The 22,530-nt window shown below is 75.3% G+C and carries 15 protein-coding genes; 5 read left to right on the top strand and 10 right to left on the bottom strand.

Annotated elements, in window-relative coordinates:
• Positions 1-90: 90 nt before the first annotated feature.
• A complete protein-coding gene (locus tag ACH436_RS08520; protein ID WP_430559761.1) occupies positions 91-1,446 on the bottom strand; it encodes an ABC transporter substrate-binding protein in 1,356 nt (451 codons plus the stop codon).
• A gap of 182 nt (positions 1,447-1,628) precedes the next feature.
• Entirely contained in the window at positions 1,629-2,150 is a 522-nt protein-coding gene (locus ACH436_RS08525) for a DUF2505 domain-containing protein (RefSeq protein ID WP_430559762.1), read from the bottom strand.
• A 63-nt stretch (positions 2,151-2,213) separates the two neighbouring features.
• Between ACH436_RS08525 and ACH436_RS08530 the strand changes: the two genes are divergently transcribed.
• Positions 2,214-3,692, top strand: coding sequence for a sensor histidine kinase (locus ACH436_RS08530; protein ID WP_430559887.1), 1,479 nt, complete (start codon positions 2,214-2,216; stop codon positions 3,690-3,692).
• A 105-nt stretch (positions 3,693-3,797) separates the two neighbouring features.
• Here the strand turns inward: ACH436_RS08530 and ACH436_RS08535 are convergent, their stop codons facing one another.
• The 6 genes from ACH436_RS08535 to ACH436_RS08560 all read right to left on the bottom strand — a co-directional run bounded on the left by ACH436_RS08535 (position 3,798) and on the right by ACH436_RS08560 (position 15,399).
• A complete protein-coding gene (locus ACH436_RS08535; protein WP_166849954.1) occupies positions 3,798-4,046 on the bottom strand; it encodes a WhiB family transcriptional regulator in 249 nt (82 codons plus the stop codon).
• Positions 4,047-4,173: 127 nt separating this feature from the next.
• The gene (locus ACH436_RS08540) at positions 4,174-9,210 is read right to left on the bottom strand and encodes an FtsK/SpoIIIE domain-containing protein (protein ID WP_430559763.1); all 5,037 of its coding nucleotides are present in this window, start codon (positions 9,208-9,210) and stop codon (positions 4,174-4,176) included.
• A gap of 58 nt (positions 9,211-9,268) precedes the next feature.
• Complete coding sequence (locus tag ACH436_RS08545; RefSeq protein ID WP_430559764.1) at positions 9,269-11,902, bottom strand: ABC transporter permease; 2,634 nt, start codon at positions 11,900-11,902, stop codon at positions 9,269-9,271.
• On the bottom strand, positions 11,899-12,690 hold the full coding sequence (locus tag ACH436_RS08550; protein ID WP_430559765.1) for an ABC transporter ATP-binding protein: 792 nt from the start codon (positions 12,688-12,690) through the stop codon (positions 11,899-11,901). The genes ACH436_RS08545 and ACH436_RS08550 overlap by 4 nt, the downstream gene beginning before the upstream one ends.
• 589 nt (positions 12,691-13,279) lie before the next feature.
• Positions 13,280-13,993, bottom strand: a complete 714-nt coding sequence (locus ACH436_RS08555) for a response regulator (RefSeq protein WP_430559766.1) — start codon at positions 13,991-13,993, stop codon at positions 13,280-13,282.
• Entirely contained in the window at positions 13,990-15,399 is a 1,410-nt protein-coding gene (locus tag ACH436_RS08560; RefSeq protein ID WP_430559767.1) for a sensor histidine kinase, read from the bottom strand. Before ACH436_RS08560 ends, ACH436_RS08555 begins: the two co-directional genes overlap by 4 nt.
• A gap of 187 nt (positions 15,400-15,586) precedes the next feature.
• Between ACH436_RS08560 and ACH436_RS08565 the strand changes: the two genes are divergently transcribed.
• Genes ACH436_RS08565 through purE form a run of 4 tightly spaced genes read left to right on the top strand, consistent with a single transcriptional unit; the run spans position 15,587 to position 19,485 of the window.
• Positions 15,587-16,270 carry a response regulator transcription factor gene (locus tag ACH436_RS08565; protein WP_346456979.1) on the top strand — a complete coding sequence of 228 codons (684 nt, stop codon included), beginning with the start codon at positions 15,587-15,589 and terminating at the stop codon, positions 16,268-16,270.
• A gap of 24 nt (positions 16,271-16,294) precedes the next feature.
• Positions 16,295-17,638 carry an ATP-binding protein gene (locus ACH436_RS08570; protein WP_430559768.1) on the top strand — a complete coding sequence of 448 codons (1,344 nt, stop codon included), beginning with the start codon at positions 16,295-16,297 and terminating at the stop codon, positions 17,636-17,638.
• A 51-nt stretch (positions 17,639-17,689) separates the two neighbouring features.
• Positions 17,690-18,964 carry a 5-(carboxyamino)imidazole ribonucleotide synthase gene (locus ACH436_RS08575; RefSeq protein ID WP_430559769.1) on the top strand — a complete coding sequence of 425 codons (1,275 nt, stop codon included), beginning with the start codon at positions 17,690-17,692 and terminating at the stop codon, positions 18,962-18,964.
• Positions 18,961-19,485 (top strand): 5-(carboxyamino)imidazole ribonucleotide mutase, encoded by a 525-nt coding sequence (gene purE, locus ACH436_RS08580; RefSeq protein WP_430559770.1) that lies wholly within the window; start codon positions 18,961-18,963, stop codon positions 19,483-19,485. The genes ACH436_RS08575 and purE overlap by 4 nt, the downstream gene beginning before the upstream one ends.
• Positions 19,486-19,657: 172 nt before the next feature.
• On the opposite strand, the gene ACH436_RS08585 is transcribed toward purE, so the two are convergent.
• On the bottom strand, positions 19,658-21,049 hold the full coding sequence (locus tag ACH436_RS08585; protein ID WP_430559771.1) for an LCP family protein: 1,392 nt from the start codon (positions 21,047-21,049) through the stop codon (positions 19,658-19,660).
• Between the two features lie 13 nt (positions 21,050-21,062).
• Positions 21,063-22,442 (bottom strand): LCP family protein, encoded by a 1,380-nt coding sequence (locus ACH436_RS08590; protein ID WP_430559772.1) that lies wholly within the window; start codon positions 22,440-22,442, stop codon positions 21,063-21,065.
• Positions 22,443-22,530 lie beyond the last annotated feature (88 nt).

Raw genomic sequence — 22,530 nt, forward strand, 5'->3', positions numbered from 1 at the left:
CGGTCCGCCGCCCGCCGGTCGGGCCCGCCGAGATCCTGTCTCGGCGGGCCCGACCGGCGGTACGGCGGGGGTCAGGGACTGGTCAGAGGGTCAGAGACCGAGCGAGGCGTACTCGTCGAGGGCGCCCTGCCAGCTCTTCTCCGGGTCGTCACCGTTGAGGTCCACGCGGTTCAGCGCGTTCTGCACGGCCGTGTGGATCGCGAAGTAGTTCTTGCCCTTGAACGGCGCACCCTCGATCGCCTGGGCGCGGGCCGAGAAGATCGGGCCGACCGGGGCGTCGTTGAAGAAGTCGTTCGTCGAGTTCTGCACCGCGTCGGACGCCTGGGCGTCGAGCTGCGACGGGAACGTGTTGGCGTTCTCGTACGCCTGCGTCTGGACCTCCGGCGAGGTCAGCCACGCTGCGAGCTCCTTGGCCGCCGCCGCGTTGTCGCCCGAGGAGGGCACCGTGAGGAACGAGCCGCCCCAGTTACCGCCACCGCCGGGGAAGACGTCCGCGACGTCCCAGCCCTCGACGCCGCCGGCGTTCTGCTCGATGGACGCGGTCATCCACGGCGGGCAGAGCATGGTGGCCCAGGCGTTGTTCTGGAAGCCGGCGGTCCAGTCGTCGCCCCACTGCTCGAGGCCGGCGGACAGCTCGTCGTCGACCGAGGCGGCGAGGACCTGGTCGTACAGGTCCTTGATCTCCTGGTTGGTCGCCAGGTCCTTGGGCTCACCGGTCGCGGGGTCCTCGTAGGCGCCCTCGAGCTGGTTCACCATGCCCTGGTAGGTCGGCACGGCGCCGTCGAACCAGGCCGAGTCCGACTTGGCGACGAACTTCTTGCCGAGGTCGAAGTAGTCCTGCCACGTCGCGTCGTCGCCACCGAGGGCCTCGGCGACCTTCTCGCGGTCGGTCGGCAGGCCGGCCTTCTCGAAGAGGTCGGCGCGGTAGCAGATGGCCTCCGGGCCGATGTCGGTGCCGTAGCCGATGAGCTTGCCGTCGGGCGTGGTGGCCTGCTGGACCTTCCAGTCCACCCAGCGGCCGTCGAGGGCCGGGTCGCCCAGGTCCTCGAACAGGTCGGGGTACTGCATGAGCTCGGGCAGCCAGTCGACCTCGATGCCCTCGATGTCGGCGAGGCCCTCGCCGCCGGCGGCGAGCTTGGTCGTGAGGTTGTTGCGCGCGTCCTCGGACGTCGCGGCGGTGACCTGCTTCACCGTGACGTTCGGGTGCTCCTCGGTGTAGGAGGCGAGGAGCTCGTCGGTGTAGCCGAACTGGTTGAAGGTGGCGACGGTGAGGGTGATCTTCTCGTCACCGGAGGCGGTGTCGTCGCCGCCCTCGTCCGAACCGCCGCAGGCGGTCAGGGCGAGAGCGAGGGTCGCGACGCCGGCGGTCGCCGCAGCGACGCGGCGGTTTCGGCGGGTGGGTCGGGTGCTGCTGAGCACGGTGACTCCCTTGTCTGGGTCGGGCATACGAGATGGAAGATTGGTAGCGCTCCCACCTCCATGGTGGTAGCGCTCCCACAGCCAGGATGATGCTCGCCGTCCGCGATGAGGAAAGTCAAGCCCGCCGGGGGCGTCGATGCCGTTCTGTGACGCAAGGCTCCGCGTCGTCGCAGGTCAGAGCGGTGCGACGCGGGGGCGTGTCCGGATCGTTACCGGTCTTCACCCGCTGCGGGCGGTGCCGCGAGCCACTCCTGGCCGGCCGCGCCCTCGGCCTCGAGCGTCGACCGGACCGCCCGGGCGGCGGCCTCGGCCACCGCGGCGCCGAACAGCGGCACGGTGGCGCGTACCTCGCCGTCGTACACCTGGCGCGTGCCGCCGTCCGCCGTCGCCTCGAGGCGTACCGTCCCGGTGACCCGCACGGGGGCGCCTGCGATCTCGACGGCGATGGTCCCGGTGCGCAGGTCGCCGGAAGGTGCCTCCCACACCTCTGCCTGCCGCACCTCCAGCTGGTCGCCGACGAACGGCCGCGCCTGCGCGGGGATGAGGTCGGTCGGCAGGGTGCGCCGCACGGCGATGGTGAAGCCCTCGGACGGGCTGCCGGTCACCTCCGCCTGCTCGACGCGGCCGCCCGGGCCGCGCAGGGCCCGCCAGCGGATGAACGACTCGTCGGCGAGCATCGCGACGACGGCGTCCGCGTCCGCCGCGTACGTCAGCTCCACGGTCAGGTGCACGAGGTCACCCTACCGACGCAGGAGCGGCGCCGGGGCGCCCGTAGGCTGGTGGGCGTGTCCGCCATGAGTGACCTCATCGCCCAGAACGCCGACCTCTCCGAGTCGGACGCCGAGTGGCTGCACCTTCTCGTGGGCGACTGGCAGCTCGTGTCAGACCTCGCCTTCGCCGACCTGGTGCTGTGGCTCCCCACGTCCGACGACGGGTTCGTCGCCCTCGCCCAGTGCCGCCCGTCCACCGGGGCCACCGTGCACTACGACGACATCGTGGGGTCGTTCGCGCCCGACGGGCAGCGCCCGCAGCTCGCGGCCGCCATGACCGAGGTGCGCGCGCAGCGCTCCCGGGAGCCGCGGTGGTTCGGCGCCTACGCCGTCCGCGAGGAGGCGGTGCCGGTGGTGCACGAGGGCCGGGCGATCGCCGTCGTCGCGCGGCAGACCAACCTCGGCTCCGGGCGCACGCCCAGCCGGCTCGAGCTCAACTACGTGGAGTCGGCCGACGACATCCTCGCGATGATCGCGCGCGGCGAGTACCCCGCCACGAACGCCGCCACCGGTCCCCGCCGCGGCGCGCCGCGGGTCGGCGACGGGCTGATCCGGCTCAACTCCGAGGGCGAGGTGCTCTACGCCAGCCCGAACGCGCTGTCCTGCTTCCACCGGCTCGGGGTCATCGGGCCGCTCGTCGGGCAGTCGCTGGTCGAGGTGACCGCCGACATCGTGCAGCACCAGGACACGGTGGACGAGTCGCTGCCGCTGGTCGTCATGGGCCGTGCGCCGTGGCGCACCGACATCGAGGCCAAGGGGGTGGCGCTGTCGCTGCGGGCGCTGCCGCTCACGGACCACGGGCAGCGCATCGGCGCGGTGCTCCTGTGCCGCGACGTGTCCGAGCTGCGCCGTCGTGAGCGCGAGCTCATGACCAAGGACGCGACGATCCGCGAGATCCACCACCGGGTGAAGAACAACCTCGCCACCGTGGCCGCGCTGCTGCGGCTGCAGGCCCGCCGGATGGACGTGCCCGAGGCCCGGGCCGCGCTGGAGGAGGCGATGCGCCGGGTCGCGACCATCTCGATGGTGCACGAGTCGCTGTCGCAGACGCTCGACGAGCACGTCGAGCTCGACGACATGCTGAGCCGTGCCCTGCGCCTGGCGGCCGACGTCGCGTCGACGCGCACGCAGGTGCGCACCCGGCAGAGCGGGTCGTTCGGCATGGTGCCCGCGCAGGACGCCACGCCGCTCGCGCTGGTGCTGACCGAGCTGGTGACGAACGCCGTCGAGCACGGGTTCCCCGGCCGCGAGTCGGGCAACGTCGAGATCGACGTGCAGCGTGACGGCGCGTCGATGCGCGTGGTCGTCGCCGACGACGGCGTGGGGATGCCCGAGGGCATCGCCACGCTGGGGCGTGCGTCGCGCAGCGGGCTGGGCTCGCAGATCGTGCAGACGCTCGTGACGAATGAGCTGGGCGGCACCATCGACTGGGAGGCGCGCGAGGGCGGCGGCACCCAGGTGGTGCTGAAGCTGGAGCTGCGCGACGGTCAGTCGCCGCGGTAGGCACGCCGCGGCCGGAGGTCGCGTCGAGGGGCACGGTCCTCGGAGACAAAGAGGGGACGGACCGCACCAGGTGCGGTCCGTCCCCTCGTCGTCTCGGCCGGGTCGTCAGCCGGCGCGACGGGCGCGCGCGGTGCGGCGCTTGAGCGCGCGGCGCTCGTCCTCGCTCATGCCGCCCCAGACGCCGGCGTCCTGGCCGGACTCGATGGCCCACTTCAGGCACGTGTCCACGACGTCGCAGCGACGGCAGACGGCCTTGGCCTCCTCGATCTGCAGGAGCGCGGGGCCGGTGTTGCCGATGGGGAAGAAGAGCTCAGGGTCCTCGTCGAGGCAGGCGGCCTTGTGGCGCCAGTCCATGTCATCTCCTCGGTGCAGGGGGACCTGGTTCGTCAGAGGGCGCCTGCGGGCGCGCCAAACCGGGTCCGGTGGGTGGGGGGTTGATCTGCCGTCCAGCGTCACACCTCGTGAAGCGCCGCACAAGGGGTTACGTGAAAGTTTCTCCTGCATGAAGCGTGAGTGCTTCATCACACTGTTGTGAAACTGCAGGTCGCACGTATTCTGACGTGTCATGCGCGCTCCTGTCACCCCCTCGTCCGGCGCCGACGGCGTTCCGGAGGGCTCCCGCCCGCCGGGCCTCAAGGTCGTCGCGGTGGGAGTCGTGATCGAGGCCGTGCTCCTCGTGGGCGCCGCCGGGATGGTCGGGGTCGAGCTGGTCCGTGGCGCCTCCAACAGCGTAGCCGTGAGCGTCTTCCTCGTGCTCTTCTTCCTGGGGCTCGCCTGGCTGCTGGTCGGGTCGTGCCGCGCGCTGTGGGAGGGGCGTCACGGCGGCCGTGCGCCGATCGTGGTGTGGCAGATCATGCAGGGGCTCGTCGGCGTCAGCCTGCTGACCTCGGGGGTCGCCTGGGTGGTGCTCGCCGGCCTCGGGTTGCTCGTCGTCGCCGCGGGCGTCCTCGTCGCCGTCATGACGCGCCGCGTCGTCGAGGCGACGTCGGGCTGAGTCCGCGGCGCGCGGGGCGGCGTCGCCCGGCCGTGCCACCTGCACGGCCAGCACCTGCCCCGCCTGCACGAGCGCGCCACGGCCCGCACGCGGCGGTCCCGGGTCGGCGGCGTCCGCGAGCGGCACGCCCAGCAGGTCGTCGGCCCCGCGCTCACCCGGGTGCAGCACCACCCCCGTGCGCCGGGCCCGGAGCTCGCCCAGCGCGCCCCGCTGCGCCAGCACCGTCCCCGTCGTGCTGGACGACGCCACGAGCACGAGCTCGCCGCCCTCGGCCAGCTCCGCGATCCGCTCGGCCTCGAGCGGGTGCTGCTGGGCGAGGGTGTCCAGGTCGTCCACCACCAGCACCCGGCGACGCCGGCCGACGGCGGCGGTGCGCGCGGTGTCGACGCTGCCGGCAGTGCCGCCGTCAGTTCCCTCGATGCCGTCGGTGCCGTCCGTGCCCCGCGAGCCGGCCGTGGCCCCCGGGTCGCCCGTGGCCAGCCAGTCGTAGCCGTCCGCGCGATCGTCGACCGTGCGTCCTGGCGGGGCGGCCGGCCCGTGCGACGGCTTGTCCGGAGCCCCGTTGGGGAGCCCGTCCAGCAAGGCCGCCAGCCCGGTCGGCGTCGGCGCGGTCGCCGCGGTGTCGCCGGCGTCCCGGCGCAGCGCGGGGTCGCGGGAGACCACCCCGGCCAGCCGTCCCGCCCGCACCAGCCGCCGGACGACGACGCGCAACGTCGTGGTGCGGCCGCTGCCGCGCGGACCGGTGACCAGGGCGCCCTCGCCGACGTCGAGCGCGACCGGGACGGCGCCGTCGCCCCCGACCCCGAGCGGGACGAGCAGGGAGGCACCGTCGGAACGGTCGGCCGCGAGGTGCCGGGCCCGGAGCCCCGGTGCCGGCGCCAGGTCCGCCTCGTCGACGGTCACGGGCAGCGGTAGGACCCGCACCGGCCCGGAGCCCTCCCGCCCCGCCGCGCGGCCACCGGGCGTGGCGTCCGGGAGGGGAGGCTCGTCCGGCCGGAGGACCTGGCACAGGACCTGCTCGCGCGCGAGCCACGCGCCGCGTCCCGCGGGCCCGCCGCGGCCCGCCAGGTCGGACGGCGCGCCCAGGACGACGTCGCCGTGCGACTCGCTGCCGAGCAGCACCAGCCGTGGACCGACGCGCGCGGCCAGGCCCCCGAGCGTCGCGCCGTCGGACGCCAGCGCGAAGGCCACGCCGGGGGCCGCCAGCGCCCGCACCAGCGGGTCCCACGGGTCCGGCCCGCTGAGCGCGGCGCGCAGCTCGTCGACGCCGTCGACCACGACCAAGGTGGGCACCGGTACCCGGCCCGGCGACGGTGCCCGGGCGGCCAGCAGCCGCAGCAGGCGGGCCGCCCGCCGCGGCGCCGCCGGGCCGGCGAGCGTGCCGAGCCCGGGGTGGCGTTCGAGCGGGACGAACCGGGGCAGCGCGGCGTCCGGCGCCAGCACGTGCACGTGCCACCCCGCCTCCAGCGCCGCCCCCGCCAGCGTCAGCAGCGCCGTCGTGCGCCCGGAGCGGGCGCGGCCCACGACGCCCAGGTGCCCGGCGTCGGGGTCCCAGCGCACGAGGGTGCGGCGCTGGCGGTCGGGGTCGTCGCCGAGCGCGAGGGGAAGGCCCCCGGAGCCGGCGTCGTCGGCCTCGGGGGCGTCGCGCCGCCGGACCTGCTCGGGCAGCGGGGGCAGCCACGGCGCGGCTCCGGGGCGCAGACCGCGCACGGCGGCGGCGTCCACGCAGGCATCCACGACCGCGTCGACGGCGGGCGCGGACGCGGTCCCTCCCGGCTGGTGCTCGGACGGCTCGGAGGGCTGAGGCGGCTCGGACGGCTCGGGCACCGGCGCCGAGGCCGGAGGAGGCGTCCCCCAGGCGGGCGCACGACACACCCGGCCCTCGGCCGGCGTGGGGAGCCCCGCGGCGTGGGCGCACTGGAGCGCCACCGGCGGCGCGGCTCCGCGGCGCAGGACGGCACGTCCCGGCACGCCCGGCACGATCCGGGCCGCCGCGGGCGTCTCGACCACGTCGAGCGAGTCGGCCGCGTCCACGACCCGCAGGGCGAGCCGCGCGGAGACGTTGGCCCGCACGTCGGCGCTCACGGCGCCCGCGGGCCGCTGCGTCGCGAGCACGAGGTGCACGCCCAGCGAGCGTCCCTGCGCCGCCACGCGCAGCAGGCCGGGCAGGAAGTCGGGGAGGTCGTCGGCGAGGGCGCGGAACTCGTCCACGACCACGACCAGCCGTGGCGGCGCGTCGGGCAGGCCCGGAGGGAGGGCGGCGAGGTCCGCCGTGCTGTGCCGGGCGAGGACGTGCTCGCGCCGGCGCAGCTCGGCCCGGAGGCCGGCCAGGGCGCGCCCCGCCAGGCCGGGGTCCAGGTCGGTGACCTGGCCGACGACGTGCGGCAGGCGCCCGCACGCGCCGAAGGACGCCCCGCCCTTGAAGTCGACGAGCGCGAGCGCGAGGTCGCGGGGCGACCGACGGGCCGCGAGCCCCAGCACGAGGGACTGCAGCAGCTCGGACTTGCCCGCGCCCGTCGTCCCGGCCACGAGCAGGTGCGGCCCGTCCGCGACCAGGTCGAAGGTCACGGTGCGGCCGGCGGCGTCGCGGCCGAGCGGCGTCGCCCAGCCGCCGGGGGCGTCCCAGGCGGCGCCGGGGTCCGACCGCTCGTCGAGCAGGTCGGCCAGCGCGACGGCCGTGGGGAGCCGCGGGTCCGTCGGGTCGCCGTCGTCGCCGAGCGTGGACCCCTCGCCCGGGCCCCCGGCCGCGTCCAGCGCCCCCATCGACCGCCGCAGCCCTGCGAGGCCGGCGACGCACCGCGCGAGCTGCTCCGCCCAGGCGGTGCCCACGCCCACGAGCGGCCCGCTGGTGGCAGAGCCGTCCGGAGCCGCGCGGTGGACCCTGCCGCCGCGCACGCGCCACGTCGTGCGGCACCACGACGGCACGGCCGCTCCGTCGGGCAGGCACAGCAGCAGGGCTCCGCCGCGCGCGAGGACGTGGTCACGACGCGCGGCGAGGTCGGCGAGATCGGGGCCGGCGGGTGCGTCGACGACGAGCAGCGGCGGCCCGGCGGGCGGGAGCCAGCGGCACCACGACCAGGCCTCGACCGCCCCGACGACCTCCACCGACGCGCCCGCCGCCGCGAGGTCGGCGACCACCGACCGCGCGGCGGCGAGCACGTCCGCACGCGGCCCGGTCACGGCGATCGCGCCGTCGGGGACCAGCTCGGCCACCACCCCGGCGGCCCCCGTTCGCCCCGGGTCCCCGTCGACCACGGCCCCATGACCGGCCCCATGACCGGCCCCGCGACCGGGCACCGCCGCCCCGGCGCCCGGGCGGGTCGTGCCCGCGCCGTGAGTGCGGGACGCAGCCCGCGCGCACGCGGCGTCCCAGGCGCCGCCGGACGCCTGGAGCGCCGCGACCAGCCGCGCGTGCAGGGGTCCGGGCGCCGTGCCGACGACGCGCGGCACGGCGTCGCCCGACGCCGTGCCCCCCTGCGCAGCCGCGCCCCCGCCCGCCGGAGGCGCGCCGCTCCCGACGCGCCGCCGGCGCCGGGCGGCGAGGAGCTGGGGCACGAGGGTCGCGAGGCCGAGCAGGGAGAACAGCGCGTAGGCGGGCTGCCGCAGCACCGCGGCGAGCACCAGCGACCCCACCACGGGCAGCGCGGCGGTGGCGAGCATCCCCGCGCCGGTCCCCGGCGACGGCGCCTCGACGGGGTCGGTGCGACGGGGGTCGGCGTCGAGCCACGTCGCCACCGATCCCGAGCGGTGCAGCGTCCACGAGCGCGTGCCGCTCGGCCCCGTCACCTCGAGCGTGGAGTCCGCCCGCCAGCGGCGCGGCAGCCGTCGCACCGCCCGTGGGCGCCGTCGGGCGGAGGGCGAGGGGCGGACGAGCCGCACGGTCGGGCGCGTCGCGCGGGTCCTCCCGGCGGTCCGCGACGGCGTGGCAGTGGGCGTGGCATGGGGCGTGGCGCCGGGCGTGGCCCGGGGCGCTGTCGCGGCGAGGCGCCGGGCCGCGAGCCGTACGGTGACCCGGTCCGCCCGCCGCGGGTCCACGCGCACCACGACGCCGGTCCCGGACGGCGCACCCGCGTCGTCGGGCAGAGCCGTCAGGACGCCGGGGGAGAGGACGGCGGTCACCCCGGCCCGGGGTCCGTCGGCGCGGGCGGCGAGCCACGGCCCGCCCAGGACCGCGGCCTCCGGGTGGGCCGCGGTGCCCACACCGGTCCCGGGACCCGGGCGTGCGCTCGGGCCGGCGTCGTGCCGAGAGTCGTCCAGGAGGCAGAGGACGGCCCCGGGCAGGAGAGGACGGCGCCCGACGACGTCGTCGTCGGACACCGGTATGCCGTCGGCGCGCAGCGGGGCGTGGCGCAGCTCGGGCCGGCGCAGCAGGTCGGCGAGGCCCGCCCGAACCTCCGCGAACCGCAGGCCCGCGGGCAGCAGCACGTCCTCCCCGGGCTGCACGGTCACCCGCACGCCGCCGTCCTGCGCCCCGGCGGGGCGGGGGTCGGCGACGACGAGGGCGGGCACCGTGGGGGTCGACATGACCTCCAGGGTGCCCGCCCGGGACGGCCGTCGGGGACGGCCTGTGGACAACGTGCGCTTACTCGCTGGCGAGCGCCTCCACGGGGGAGGTCTTCGCCGCGGTGCGGGCGGGGGCGACGGACGCCACCAGCCCGGCGACGGCGGCCACGGCGAGCATGAGGAGCACGTCGCGCCACGGGACCACGACGACGGGGGAGCCGGCCCACCCGAGCGCCGCGGCGGCGCCGGCCCAGCCGTAGACCAGCCCGAGCAGCACGCCGAGCACGGCACCGACCACCGCGATGAGCAGCCCCTCGACGGCGAGCATGCCGCGCAGCTGCCCCTTCGACAGGCCGATCGCCCGCAGCGTGGCGGACTCCCGGCGCCGTTCGATGACCGACAGGGACAGCGTGTTCGCCACGCCGATCAGCGCGATCACGACCGCGGCGGCGAGCAGCCCCACGACGATCCCCAGCGCGGTGTCGATCACCTGCTGGAAGCCGGCGCGCTCCACCGCCGCGCCCATGACGTCCGCGGGCGCCTCGGTGTCGGCGACCGCGTCCTGGATCGACGGCACCACGGAGGTGGCGTCGGAGGGGTCGTCGAGGCCCACCCACAGGCTGGTCACCGGGGCGTCGGGATCGAGGGCGGCGAGGTCGGCCGGCACCACCAGGAGCGCGCTGTCCGCGAGGGCGGTGACCGCCGCGGTCACCTGGAGGGTGCCGTCCGGGCCGGTGAGCGTGAGCCGCTGCCCGTCCTCCAGGCCCCAGGCCTCGGCCATGTCCTGGGAGACCACGGCCGTGCCCTTCGCGAGCGGCTCGACCGTCTCCGTGCTGCGCATCACCGACGCCAGGTCCTCCCGCGCCACGCCGCGGACCGTGAGCGCGAGCCCCTCGTCCACGCCGTCGCCGGCCACCGTCGCGGCCGTGGCGGGGGCCTCGACGACGTGGGAGACCCCCGCGACGTCGCCGACCGTGCCGACGAGCGCCGACGGGACGGGCGCCACGGTGCTGTCGCCGGCGGCGACGCTCGTGGGGTCGCTCGACAGGTCCGTCGAGACCGTGACGTCCACGGGGTACCGCGCGTCCAGCTCGGAGTCCATCGTGACCCGGGCGCTGGCGGCGCCGGTCGACATCATCCCGACGAGCGTGACGCCGATGAGCAGCGCCGTCGACGTCGCCGCGGTGCGGCGCGGGTTGCGCAGCGTGTTCGCGGCCGCGAGCCGCGCCGTCGGGCCGGACATCCCCACCAGGCGACCGGCCAGGGCCACCACGCGGGGCAGCCAGAACACCGCACCCACGAGGACGCCGACGAACGACAGGACGCCGCCCGCGACGGCGACCAGGAGCCCGTTCGTCGGCTCGCCGGCCACCGTGCTCAGCGCGACGCCGCCGCCCAGCAGGGCGAAGCCGATCACGGAGACGACGATCGAGAGCACCAGGCGCACCCGGCCGGCACCGCGGGCCGCGGACGGCGCGTCAGCGGGGCGGAGCGCCTCGAGCGGCGCGACGCGCGTCGCGGCCCGGGCGGGGGAGAGCGCCGCGACCAGCGTCACCAGGGTGCCCACCGCCAGCGGGATGAGCACGACGGCGGGGGTGATCGTGACCGTCGCGGGCAGGGGGACCCCCAGGTCCATGCCGCGGCCGATCGTGAGCGCCGCCTGCCCCAGGCCGACGCCCGCGAGCAGGCCGGCCACCGAGGAGAGCAGGCCCAGGAACGCCGCCTCGAACAGGACGGACCGGCGCAGCTGGCCCTTGTCCGCGCCGACGCAGCGCAGCAGGGCGAGCGTGCGGGTGCGCTGGGCGATGAGCACCTGGAAGGTGTTCGCGATGACCAGGGCCGCGACGAGCAGGGCCACGGCCGCGAAGACCAGCACGAACAGCGTGAACATGACGTTCTCGCCGCCCGTCATCTCGCTGGCGACGGCCTCTGCGTGCTCCTTGGGCGTCACGACGTCGAGGCCGGCGGTGTCGGTGCCCGACGAGGCCGCCGCGTTGGTGAGCGCGCCGGTGATCGCCGTGCGGGCCGACTCGACGTCGGAGGGGTCGTCGAGGGTGACGAGCACGGTGGTGGGAAGGACGGGCTCCTCGCCGGGCGCGAGCAGACCCGCGTCCCAGCCGGCGATGTCCGCCGCGCTCGCGACGGCCGCGCCGCCCTGCATGGAGTACGCGCCGTACGGGTCGGTGAGCGTCCCGCTCACGGTGAGCTGCTCGCGGACCTCGGTCCAGGCGTCCTCGGACTCCGGGTCGCCCTCGAGGACGGTGCGCACCAGGGTGATCGAGTCGCCCGGGGCGGCGTCCAGGCGCTCCGCGACGTCCACGGGCAGCGCGATCTCGCCCGAGGCGTCGGGCAGGGCGCCGTCGGCGACCTCGAGCGGCAGCACGCTCGTGTCCGTGGGCTCGGCCAGCACGCCCTGGAAGATGGTGCGGTTTCCGGACTCGAGCTGCTGGTACGACATGAGCTGCGGGTCGGCCGTGGCCACGCCGTCGGCGCCGCGCACCGCGTCGAGGGCGGCGTCGTCCGCGGGGACGCCGCGCACGACGAGGTCGGCGCCCGTGAACTGGGCCGCGATGGAGTCATAGGTGGTGCGGGTGATGACGTTGCCCGCGAGCAGGGTGATCGCGACGAACGCGGTGCCGATGACGATCGCGACGCCTGCGGCGGCGAGCCGGCCGGCGCTGCGCCGCATCTGCGACAGGGTGAGGCGGATCATCGCGAGGCCACCGTCCGCAGCGCGTCGAGGCCGGCCAGGGCGGACTCCGGCGTCGGGTCCGTGATGTCGCCGGCGATCTTGCCGTCGGCGATGAGGACGACGCGGTCCGCGTACGCGGCGGCCGCCGGGTCGTGGGTGACCATGATGATCGTGCGGCCCAGCTCGCGCACCGACCGGCGCAGGAAGCTCAGCACCTCCGCGCCGGAGCGGGAGTCGAGGTTGCCGGTCGGCTCGTCCGCGAACACGACGTCGGGCTGGGCGATGAGGGCGCGCGCGATGGCGACGCGCTGCTGCTGACCGCCGGACAGCTCGCTCGGGCGGTGGGTGAGCCGCTTGCTCAGGCCGAGCGTGTCGACGAGGGTGCCGAGCCACTCCCTGTCGACGGTGCCGCCCGCCAGCTCGACCGGCAGCGTGATGTTCTGCTCCGCCGTGAACATGGGCAGCAGGTTGAACTGCTGGAACACGAAGCCGACGCGGGTGCGGCGCAGCGCGGTGAGGGCCTTGTCGTTGAGGCCGGTCACCTCGGTGGAGCCGATGAACGACTGCCCGCTCGTGGCCGAGTCCAGGCCGGCGAGCAGGTGCATGAGCGTCGACTTGCCGGAGCCCGAGGGGCCCATGATCGCCGTGAAGCGACCGGCCGCGAAGTCGACGTCGACGCCGTCCAGGGCGCGCACCTGCGCCTCGCCGCGCCCGTAGGTCTTGGTCAGGGCGCGGGCCCGCACGGCGGGGGTGACGGCGGGGCGGGCGGCGGTGCCCTCGGGGATCGGGACGTACACGGTCGTGTCCACGGATGCTCTCCGGTGTCTCGGGGTGGTGGACGGGGGCTTCGCGGAGCCCGCCGGCCAGGACACCACCGACGCTACGGAGCGCGGACGTCGCCGACATCGGTCCGAGGGTGGGTCCTGCCCCGTTCCCAGGTCATCCCCAGGTATGACACCCACCCTGAGGGACACCCTGAACCGCCCCTGACCTGCACCCCCACGTCATGACCGGGACGACGCGTGTGTTCCAGGACCTGCCCGACCTCACCGGGCTGCAACGACGCCGGCACGGGGTGGTGACGCGCGCCCGGCTGCGAAGGTTGAGAGTGACGCGCGGCCACGTCGCGCACCACAGGGGTGCGCTGCGCTGGCGTGCGATCGGTCCGAGGGTCCTGGTCGCACATCTCGGGCCGCCGCCGTCGTGCAGCAACGCCTGACGACGACCGACGACCTGTTCGCCATGCTCGCCATGCTCAACATGGTCGGCAGGGTCCTGCACCGCAGGGCGATGCGGCTGGCGCTCGCGGACATCGTGGGTCGTCCGGCGCCACCTCGCCTGGTGACCTGTCAGGACGCGCGCTCCGTGTACCTGGCGCTCGTCCTGACAGGTCGGGCGTCAGGAGCCGGGGCGGACCAGACCGGTCTCGTAGGCGGTCACGACGGCCTGCACGCGGTCGCGGGCGTCGAGCTTGGCGAGGATGCGCCCGACGTGCGTCTTGACGGTGGCCTCGGCGACGAACAGGTCGGCGGCGATCTCCGTGTTGGACCGGCCGCGGGCCATGAGCACCAGCACCTCGCGCTCGCGGTCGGTGAGGGCGGCGAGCGCGTCGTGCTGCGGCGCGGCCTGGTCGGCCGGCAGCGCGGTGACCAGGTGCTCCAGCAGACGACGGGTGGACGACGGCGCGATGACGGCGTCGCCGGCGTGCACGGTGCGGATGGCCGCCAGCATCTCCTCCGGGGGCGCGTCCTTGAGGAGGAAGCCCGAGGCGCCGCTGCGGATGGCCTCGAGCACGTACTCGTCCAGGTCGAACGTCGTGAGCACGATGACGCGTGGGGCGTCGGGTGCGGCGGTGAGGCGGGCGGTGGCGGTGAGCCCGTCGAGGTGCGGCATGCGCACGTCCATGAGCACGACGTCCACCCGGTGGTCGGCGAGCAGCCGCAACGCCTGGGCGCCGTCCCCCGCCTCCAGCGCGACCTCCAGGTCGGGCTGGGAGTCGATGACCATCCGGAAGCCGGCACGCACGAGCTGCTGGTCGTCGACCAGCGCGACGCGCACGACGCCCGCCCCGGGGGCGGGGGCGTGCGGTGCGGCGTCGTCGGGCGGGGTCATGCGTCCTCCTGGCTGGTGGTCGTCGGCGTCGGCGTCGGCGTCGTCGGCGAGGTCGAGGCCGTCGTCGGTGGCGTCGTCGGTGGGGCCGGCGCGGCCACCGGCGCGCCCGGCAGCGGCAGCTCGAGGTGCACCCGGAAGCCCCCGCCGGCGCGGGGCCCGGTCTCGAGCGTGCCGCCGTACAGGTTGGCCCGCTCGCGCATCCCGCGCAGCCCGAACCCGGGGTCGTCGCCCGCAGCGGCGGCGCCGCGGCCGTCGTCCAGCACCTCGAGCTCGACGGTGGTCGCCGTCCAGCGCACGGCGACGGTCACGGCGGGGTCCGGGCCGGCGTGCTTGCGCACGTTGGTCAGCGACTCCTGGCACACGCGGTACAGCGTGAGGCCCATGCCCGCGGGCAGGGTGTGCGGCTCGCCGACCCGGACCAACGACACACGCTGACCCCCGGACCGCGCCTGGGAGACGAGGTCCTCGATCTCCTCGACGCCCGGCTGCGGGGCGGGGCGTGCGGAGCGCGTCTCCTCGTGGGCCGGCGCCGACGGAGGGCGTCCCCCGCCCGCCGCCGGCGGGGGCGCGGGCGGGCCTGCCGGCGGGGCGGCGTCGCGCGCGACGTCCTCGTCGTCCTGCGAGCGCAGGACGCCGAGCAGGCGACGCATGTCGGTGAGCGCGGTGCGCCCGGTCTCGCTGATGGTCCCGAGGGCGCGGACGGCGGCCCCGGGGTCGGACGCCGCGGCGTACCGGCCGCCGTCGGCCTGCGCGACGACGATGGACAGCGAGTGCGCCACGATGTCGTGCATCTCGCGGGCGATGCGGGCGCGCTCCGCGGCGGCGCTGATCCGCGCCTGCTGGTCGCGCTCGACCTCGAGCCGGTGCGCGCGGTCGCGCAGGGCGTCCATCGTGACGCGGCGGGAGCGTCGTACGAGGGCGAACGCCCAGACCGCGAGGGCCGTGACGAAGCAGAACAGGCCGACGGAGAACATGTCGGCGAGGCCGGAGGAGTCCAGGCCGCCGACGACGGCGACGGTGACGGGCAGGACGACGAGGGTGCCGACCGCGGTCGAGCAGATCGCGGTGACGTGGGCCCAGGTGGGGCCGTAGACGGTCACGGAGTAGAGGGCGACCAGCACCAGCAGGTCGCCGGGCATGATCATGGGGTAGCCGGCGAGCATGTGCGCGAGCGCGACGGCGTAGAGCGTCACCGCCGACGGCACGGGCCGCGTGCGACGCCAGGGGAGCGGGGCGACGAGGGCCAGGCTCCAGATGATGGACTCGGTGCGGTTGAGGTACGGCGAGCTGGAGTACAGGTCGGTGGCGGGCACCAGCACGAACCCGGCGACCAGCACGGTCGTCGTCAGGTCGACGCCGAAGCGGTGCGCCTCGAACCAGCGCCCCACCCTCTCGATCCAGCTCATGACCGCCAGGGTAGGCGGGTGCCGGGGCCGGGCGCGTCCGCCCGGGGGCGGACGGGATCGCGCGGACCGTCGTCCCGCAGGGGGACCGTGGTCGCCCCGCGCGTCATCTCCAATGTCACACCCGAGCGGCCCCGACGCGGCGTGTGGAGGGGTCCAGGACCAGCGGTGTTGCCGCTAGCATGAGGGAATGACCCACGTACTGCTGGCCGAGGACGACCCGGCTATTGCCGAGCCTTTGGCGCGGGCTCTCACGCGTGAGGGTTACGACGTCATCGTGCAAGGAACTGGTCAAGGAGCCGTCGACAACGCCGGGAACGCGGACATCGTCGTCCTCGACCTGGGCCTTCCGGACATGGACGGCCTGGACGTGGCGCGGGAGATCCGCGGCTCCGGGCTGACCGTGCCGGTGCTGGTGCTCACGGCTCGCGCCGACGAGGTGGACCTGGTCGTCGGGCTCGACGCCGGCGCCGACGACTACGTGACGAAGCCGTTCCGGCTCGCGGAGCTGCTCGCGCGTGTCCGGGCGCTGCTGCGGCGCACGCACGGCGAGACGGGCGAGGACGAGGAGCTGCGCGCACAGGACGTGCGGGTGGACGTCTCCGCGCACCGCGCCTTCCAGGGCGAGCGCGAGCTGCACCTCACCACCAAGGAGTTCGACCTGCTCAAGGTGCTGGTCGCGAACGCCGGGTCGGTGGTGGTGCGCGACACGCTGATGCGCGACGTCTGGGGCTCCGACCCGGTCGGCTCCACCAAGACGCTCGACATGCACGTGTCGTGGCTGCGCCGCAAGCTCGGCGACGACGCCAACGCCCCGCGCTACGTCTCCACCGTGCGAGGGCTCGGGTTCCGCTTCGAGCTCGGCGCGAGCTGACGCCGACGGGCCAGGGCTGACCTCGTGCGTCGCCGCGTCCTGCTGGCGACCATCTCCGCGGTCGCCGTCGCCGTCCTCCTGCTCGGCGTCCCCCTCGGCATCTTCGGGGCCCGGTACGTCCTGGCCAACGAGGAGCAGCGCGTCACCAGCCGCGTCGACATGCTCGCGCGGAGCATCGACAACACCCTGGAGCGGGGTGACGTCGTCAGCGAGGCGACGGTGGAGCGCGCCGCGGAGGGCAGCGAGGGGGACCTGCCGGCGTACGTCGTCGTGAGCCTGCCCGACGGCACCCAGCTCACGGCGGGCGAGCCGGTGTCGCCGCCCACGATCGAGAAGGCCAAGCTCACCGACGGCAGCGTCGCCGTCTCGATGACGGTGTCGGCCATCAGCGCGTACGTGAAGTCCGCGCAGACCGTCGTGCTCGTGATCATCGCCGGCATCGTCGCGATCGCGGCGGGCATCGCCGTCGCCGTGTGGCAGGCGAACCGGCTGTCGGCGCCGCTGGTCTACCTCGCCGCGTCCGCGGAACAGCTCGGGTCGGGGCAGGTGCGCCCGCGTCTGGAGCCGTCGGGGGTCGAGGAGATCGACCTCGTCGCCGCGGAGCTGGCCCGGTCGTCCGACCGCCTCGCCGGCCGGCTCGCGGCCGAACGGCAGTTCACGCAGGACGCGTCGCACCAGCTGCGCACGCCGCTGACGGCGCTCACGATGCGGCTGGAGGAGATCACGCTGGCCTCCGACGACCCCGAGGTCGTGGAGGAGGCGCGCATCTCGCTGGAGCAGGTGGAGCGCCTGGTCACCGTCGTCGACGACCTGCTCGCCGCGTCGCGCCGGTCGCAGGGCGGGACGACGGAGGCCGTCGTGCTGGCCGACGTCGTGCACCAGCAGGAGGAGGAGTGGGCGCCGACGTTCGAGCGGGCGGGGCGCCGGCTCGTCATCGAGGTCCCGGACGGGATGCAGGTGCTCGCGACGCCGGGCGCCCTGGCACAGATCATCGCCACCCTGCTGGAGAACTCGCTCAAGTACGGCGACGGCACGACGACGGTGCGCTCGCGCCCGTCGGGCACCACCGGCGCCGTGGCGATCGAGGTCGCCGACCAGGGCGAGGGCGTGGCGGACGACGTCGCGACGCGCATCTTCGAGCGCGGCACGACGACGGGTGGCAGCACCGGTCTCGGCCTGGCCCTGGCTCGTGACCTGGCCGCCGCCGACGGCGGGCGCCTGGACCTGGTGCAGCGCCGCCCCCCGGTCTTCGCGCTCTTCCTGGCGGGCGTGCCCCGCACGCTCGACCCGCACGTGGTGCTGCCCCCGGGCACGACGATCTCCTCGCGCGGCCGCCGGCGGGGCTGGCTGCACCACCACGGCGACTGACCCGCGGGCTCCCGACCGGAGCGTGACCGGCGGCCGGTATCCTCGGTGCCCGTGACCGTCCCCACCTCAGCCTCAGCCAGCCCTGCCAGTGCAGCCCCTGTCGTCGCCGTCGTGGGAGGCGGCCAGCTCGCCCGCATGATGGCGCCCGCCGCCGCCGAGCTGGGGGTGGGCCTGCGGGTCCTGGTGGAGGACCCCGCGTCGTCCGCGGCGCAGGTGGTCAGCGACGCCCCGGTGGGTGTGGCGAGCGACGACGCCGCGATCCGTGACCTCATCGCGCCGGCGGACGGACGCGCCCCGGCGGCCGTGCTGACCTTCGAGCACGAGCACGTGCCCAACGCGCTGCTGCAGGACCTCATCGACCACGGCACCCCCGTGCGCCCCGGCCCCGACGCGCTGGTCCAGGCGCAGGACAAGATCGTGATGCGGCGCCGGCTCACCGCGCTGGGCCTGCCGTGCCCGCGCTGGGCGGCGCTGCCGACCGACCCGGCCGAGGCGCGCGCCGCGCTCGCCGCCTTCCTCGCCGAGGAGCCCGGCCACGAGGCCGTCGTGAAGACCTCCCGCGGTGGTTACGACGGCAAGGGCGTGCGGGTCGTGTCGTCGCCCGACGACGTCGCCGACTGGCTGCAGGCCGCCGCCGACGGCGCCCCGCCGCTGCTGGTCGAGCGGAAGGTGCCGTTCGTGCGCGAGCTCGCGGCCCTGGTCGCCCGCCGTCCTTCCGGTGAGGTGCGCACCTGGCCGGTCGTCGAGTCCATCCAGCGTGACGGCGTCTGCGCGGAGGTCGTCGCACCGGCGCCGCACCTCGACCCGGCGGTGGACGCCGAGGCCCGCCGGATCGCGGTCGCGGTGGCGGAGGGGCTCGGCGTGACGGGCGTGCTCGCCGTCGAGCTGTTCGAGACGCGGGAGGCCGACGGGACCGCCGCGGTGTGGGTGAACGAGCTCGCGATGCGCCCGCACAACTCGGGCCACTGGACGATCGACGGCGCGGTGACGAGCCAGTTCGAGCAGCACCTGCGCGCGGTGCTCGACCTGCCGCTCGGGGACACCGCCGCCCGGGCGCCCTGGACGGTGATGGCGAACGTGCTCGGCTCGAGCCTGGACGCGCTCACCGACGCGCTGCCCGAGGTGCTCGCGCGGTTCCCCGAGGCGCGCGTCAACCTGTACGGCAAGGGGATCCGCCCGGGGCGCAAGCTCGGGCACGTCAACGTCAGCGGCACCGACCTGGACGACGTGCGGCGTCGGGCCCTGGACGCCGCCGCGCTGTTGCGCGGCGAGGCCCTCTCGAGCGAGAGCACCACGGCCACCACCACGAGCAAGGAGCACGCATGAGCACGCCCGCCGTCGGCATCGTCATGGGGTCGGACTCGGACTGGCCGGTGATGGAGGCCGCCGCCGACGCGCTCGCCGAGCTGGGCGTCGACGTCGAGGTCGACGTCGTCTCGGCGCACCGCATGCCGACCGAGATGATCGACTACGGCCGCACCGCGTCGGAGCGCGGCCTGCGCGCGATCGTCGCGGGCGCCGGTGGCGCCGCGCACCTGCCGGGCATGCTCGCGGCCGTGACGCCGCTGCCGGTGATCGGGGTGCCCGTGCCGCTGCGCTACCTGGACGGCATGGACTCGCTCCTGTCGATCGTGCAGATGCCCGCCGGGGTGCCCGTCGCGACGGTCTCGATCGGCGGCGCGCGCAACGCGGGCCTGCTCGCCGCCCGCATCCTCGCCTCGGGCACGGACCCCGAGTCGCTCGCGCTGCGCGAGCGGATGGTCGCGTTCCAGGCCGAGCTCGGCGACGTCGCGCGCGCCAAGGGGGAGAAGCTGCGCGCCTCGCGCGCGCAGCGTCCCGGCTTCTGAGCGCGAGCACCACGAGAGATCCCGCGAGGCGTGGCCGACCACGACCTCGCGGGATCTCGAACTACCTCGTGGAGGCTTGAACTACCTCGCGGGGTCTGGAACTACCTCGCGGGGTCTGGAACTACCTCGCGGGGTCTGGAACTACCTCGCGGGGGCTGGGACTACCTCGGCGTCAGCCGGGCATGCCCCCGACGGTGCTGCCGGGCTTGAGCTCGCCGTCGCGGACGTCGGCCCAGAACTGGTCGACCTTGTCCTCGTCGAGCAACACCGTGGAGCCGACGCCCGTGCCGGGGTCGTAGCCTGGGTTCGCGATCGGCGGGGTGCCGGTGACGCCCTCGGGTCCGGTCGCCGCCTTGAAGGCCAGCCCGAGCCGCCCGAGGTCGACGATGCCGGTCTTCTCGTCCACGGTGAGGGCGTCGGTGCCGGCGTTGACCAGCTGCACCTGGTTGACCGGGTTGAGCAGCACGCTCGGCTTGACGACCTTCGCGGCGACGGCGGCGATGACCTGCTGCTGCCGCTCGGCCCGGCCGATGTCGCCCTTCGGGTCGGAGTAGCGCATGCGGGAGAACGCGAGCGCGGTCTCGCCGTCGGCGAGGTGGCAGCCGGCCTCCCACGTCAGCTCGCTCTTCGGGTCGTCGACGTCGCGGTCGTAGCAGAGCTCGACGCCGCCGACGGCGTCGACGATCTCCTCGACGCTGCCGAACCCGACCTCGACGTAGTGGTCGATCGTGAGGCCCGTGAGGCCCTCGACGGTCTGGACGAGCAGCGGGGCGCCGCCGAACGAGTACGCGGCGTTGATCTTGTTCGGGTCGTGGCCCGGGATCTCCGTGTAGGTGTCCCGGGGGATCGAGATGAGGGAGGCGGGCCCGCTCCGGGGCTTCTGCAGCACCATGATCGTGTCGGTGCGGGCGCCCTCGGTGCCGTCGTCGGCGACGCTGCCCGTGCCGCGGGCGTCCGACCCGGCGAGCAGGTAGGTCGTCCCGGGGGTGCCCTGGGCGTCCGACAGCGCGTCGACGTGCTGGATCTTGCCGTTCGCCCAGACGACGAGGCCGATCGGCCATGCCAGCAGCAGCACCAGGAGCAGCACGAGCACGAGGGCCGCGACCCGGCCCTTGCGCACGTGGAACCCGCCGCCCCCGGCGGTGGCCGCGGCAGCGCCCCCGCCCTCGCCGGGCGGCGGGGGAGTGCGGCGGGGCTGTGCCTGGCTCGCCGCCGGCATGACGCGCGTGCCCGAGCCCTGGCGCGCCTGCGGGGCGCGCGACTGGGGCGCGCGGGAGGCCGGCCCCGACGGGGAGCTGCCGCGGGGCGCGTACGACCGGGGCTTCTGCTGGCCGCCACCACGCCGCTCGGGCGGCGTCGTCGGGATCTCGCGCGACGACTGGCGCCGCACGCGCGGCTCGACCGGGGCGGCGTCGTCGCGCCGGCCCACGCGACCGCCGGCCGGCGGGGCGGGCGGACGGGAGCCCCCGCCGACGGGGATGGCGTCGGCGCCGCCGGTCGGCCGGTCGGACCGGCCGCCGGACGGCGTGAAGCTCGGCGGGATGCGCTGGTCGTCGTTGCTCATCGGTCTCCCGCGCTCATCCGCACACCGACGTGACGTCGGCGCCCGTGAACGCCTCCTCGCCGGCGTCGCGGGTCCGCTTCGGGTCGGGGTCCTTCTCACCCTCGCCCTCCGCGCTCGCCGCGTCGTCACCGGTCGTGCCGGGGTCGTCGTCGGCCACCGGGGTGGCGTCGACGTCGTCGGACCCCTCGGCCTCCTGGGTGCTCGTGCCGCCCTCGTCCGTCGCGCCGTCCCCGGAACCGTCCTTCGCGCCGCCCTCGGCGTCGTCGGACGACTCGGTCTCGATCGCGTCGCTCAGCGGCCGGTCGTGCTTGAGGTTGTCCCACACCTCGCCCGCCTCGTCCGTGAGCACGACGTTCGCCGCGTTGTTCGGGTCGTACTCGTACGGCGCGGTCATGAACGCGATGGTGTCAGGGCGGACGTTGCGCGCGCTGTACGCGAGCCCGGCGAGTCCCTGGATGGAGGCGAAGTTGCTGCTCATGGTCATGGAACCGGTCACGGCGCCGAGGAACTTCAGCGACTTGGTCGGGTCGGCGAGGGTGCCTGCGCTGAGCACCTGGCGCGCGACGGCCGCGAGCAGCTCCTGCTGGCGCCCGATGCGGCCGAGGTCAGAGCCGTCGCCCAGCCCCTTGCCGGTGCGCGCCCGGGCGTACTTGAGCGCGGTGTCGCCGTCCAGCTCCTGCACGCCGGCGGACAGGACGAGGTGGTCGGCCTTGGGGGCGTCGATGTCGTTCGGGATGCACAGCTCCACACCGCCGAGCGCGTCCACCATCTTCTCGAAGCCCGCGAAGTCGACGACGACGAAGCCGTCCATCTGGACGTCGGTGATCGTCTCGATCGTCTTCTGGGCGCACAGCGCGCCCGACTCGACGTCGCCGCCCGTGAGCACGCCCTGGGCGAAGGCCCCGTTGAACTTCGAGCCGGACACGGGCGAGGTCTCGCCACCGGACGAGGTGGGGCAGGACGGGATGTCGATGGTCGTGTCGCGGGGGATGGACAGCATCTCCACGCGGGTCCGGTCGGACGAGATGTGCATGATCATCGTCGTGTCCGAGCGGGCGCCCTCGGTGCCGTCGCCCACGATGTCGGCGTTGTCGCCGCCGCGGCTGTCGGAACCCATGAGCACGATGTTCAGCGGCATGTCCGCGTTGGGGTCCTCCGGCACGACCTTCTCCGGCCGGTCCGCACCGAGCAGCTTGTCGGAGTCGACGGCGGTGATGTTCCCCGTGAGCTTCACCGCCGCGGTCGCGCCGCCGACGGCGACGAACGCCAGGACCGCGGTCAACCCCATCCCGAGGACGCGCGCGACCGTGTGCCGACGCAGCGTGCGCGCGTGCGAGGGCCCCGTGGTCGTGCCGGGGCGCGAGGCGACGTGGCGAGGGGTGGAGCGGGTCACGGGAAGCGAGCATAGAGGGTCGGTGTTACGCCGCTGCGGTGCCCGAGGACCGGGACGGTAGAGGAAATGTGTGGGTCGCAGGTCGTCC

The organism is Isoptericola sp. NPDC019693, from assembly GCF_044389085.1.
Lineage (GTDB): Bacteria > Actinomycetota > Actinomycetes > Actinomycetales > Cellulomonadaceae > Isoptericola.

Excerpts from the sequence above, each read along its gene's own strand:
- ACH436_RS08520 (WP_430559761.1), bottom strand. The coding sequence starts at position 1,446 with ATGCCCGACCCAGACAAGGGAGTCACCGTGCTCAGCAGCACCCGACCC.
- ACH436_RS08530 (WP_430559887.1), top strand. The coding sequence starts at position 2,214 with ATGAGTGACCTCATCGCCCAGAACGCCGACCTCTCCGAGTCGGACGCC.
- ACH436_RS08535 (WP_166849954.1), bottom strand. The coding sequence starts at position 4,046 with ATGGACTGGCGCCACAAGGCCGCCTGCCTCGACGAGGACCCTGAGCTC.
- ACH436_RS08540 (WP_430559763.1), bottom strand. The coding sequence starts at position 9,210 with ATGTCGACCCCCACGGTGCCCGCCCTCGTCGTCGCCGACCCCCGCCCC.
- ACH436_RS08545 (WP_430559764.1), bottom strand. The coding sequence starts at position 11,902 with ATGATCCGCCTCACCCTGTCGCAGATGCGGCGCAGCGCCGGCCGGCTC.
- ACH436_RS08555 (WP_430559766.1), bottom strand. The coding sequence starts at position 13,993 with ATGACCCCGCCCGACGACGCCGCACCGCACGCCCCCGCCCCCGGGGCG.
- ACH436_RS08560 (WP_430559767.1), bottom strand. The coding sequence starts at position 15,399 with ATGAGCTGGATCGAGAGGGTGGGGCGCTGGTTCGAGGCGCACCGCTTC.
- ACH436_RS08565 (WP_346456979.1), top strand. The coding sequence starts at position 15,587 with ATGACCCACGTACTGCTGGCCGAGGACGACCCGGCTATTGCCGAGCCT.
- purE (WP_430559770.1), top strand. The coding sequence starts at position 18,961 with ATGAGCACGCCCGCCGTCGGCATCGTCATGGGGTCGGACTCGGACTGG.
- ACH436_RS08585 (WP_430559771.1), bottom strand. The coding sequence starts at position 21,049 with ATGAGCAACGACGACCAGCGCATCCCGCCGAGCTTCACGCCGTCCGGC.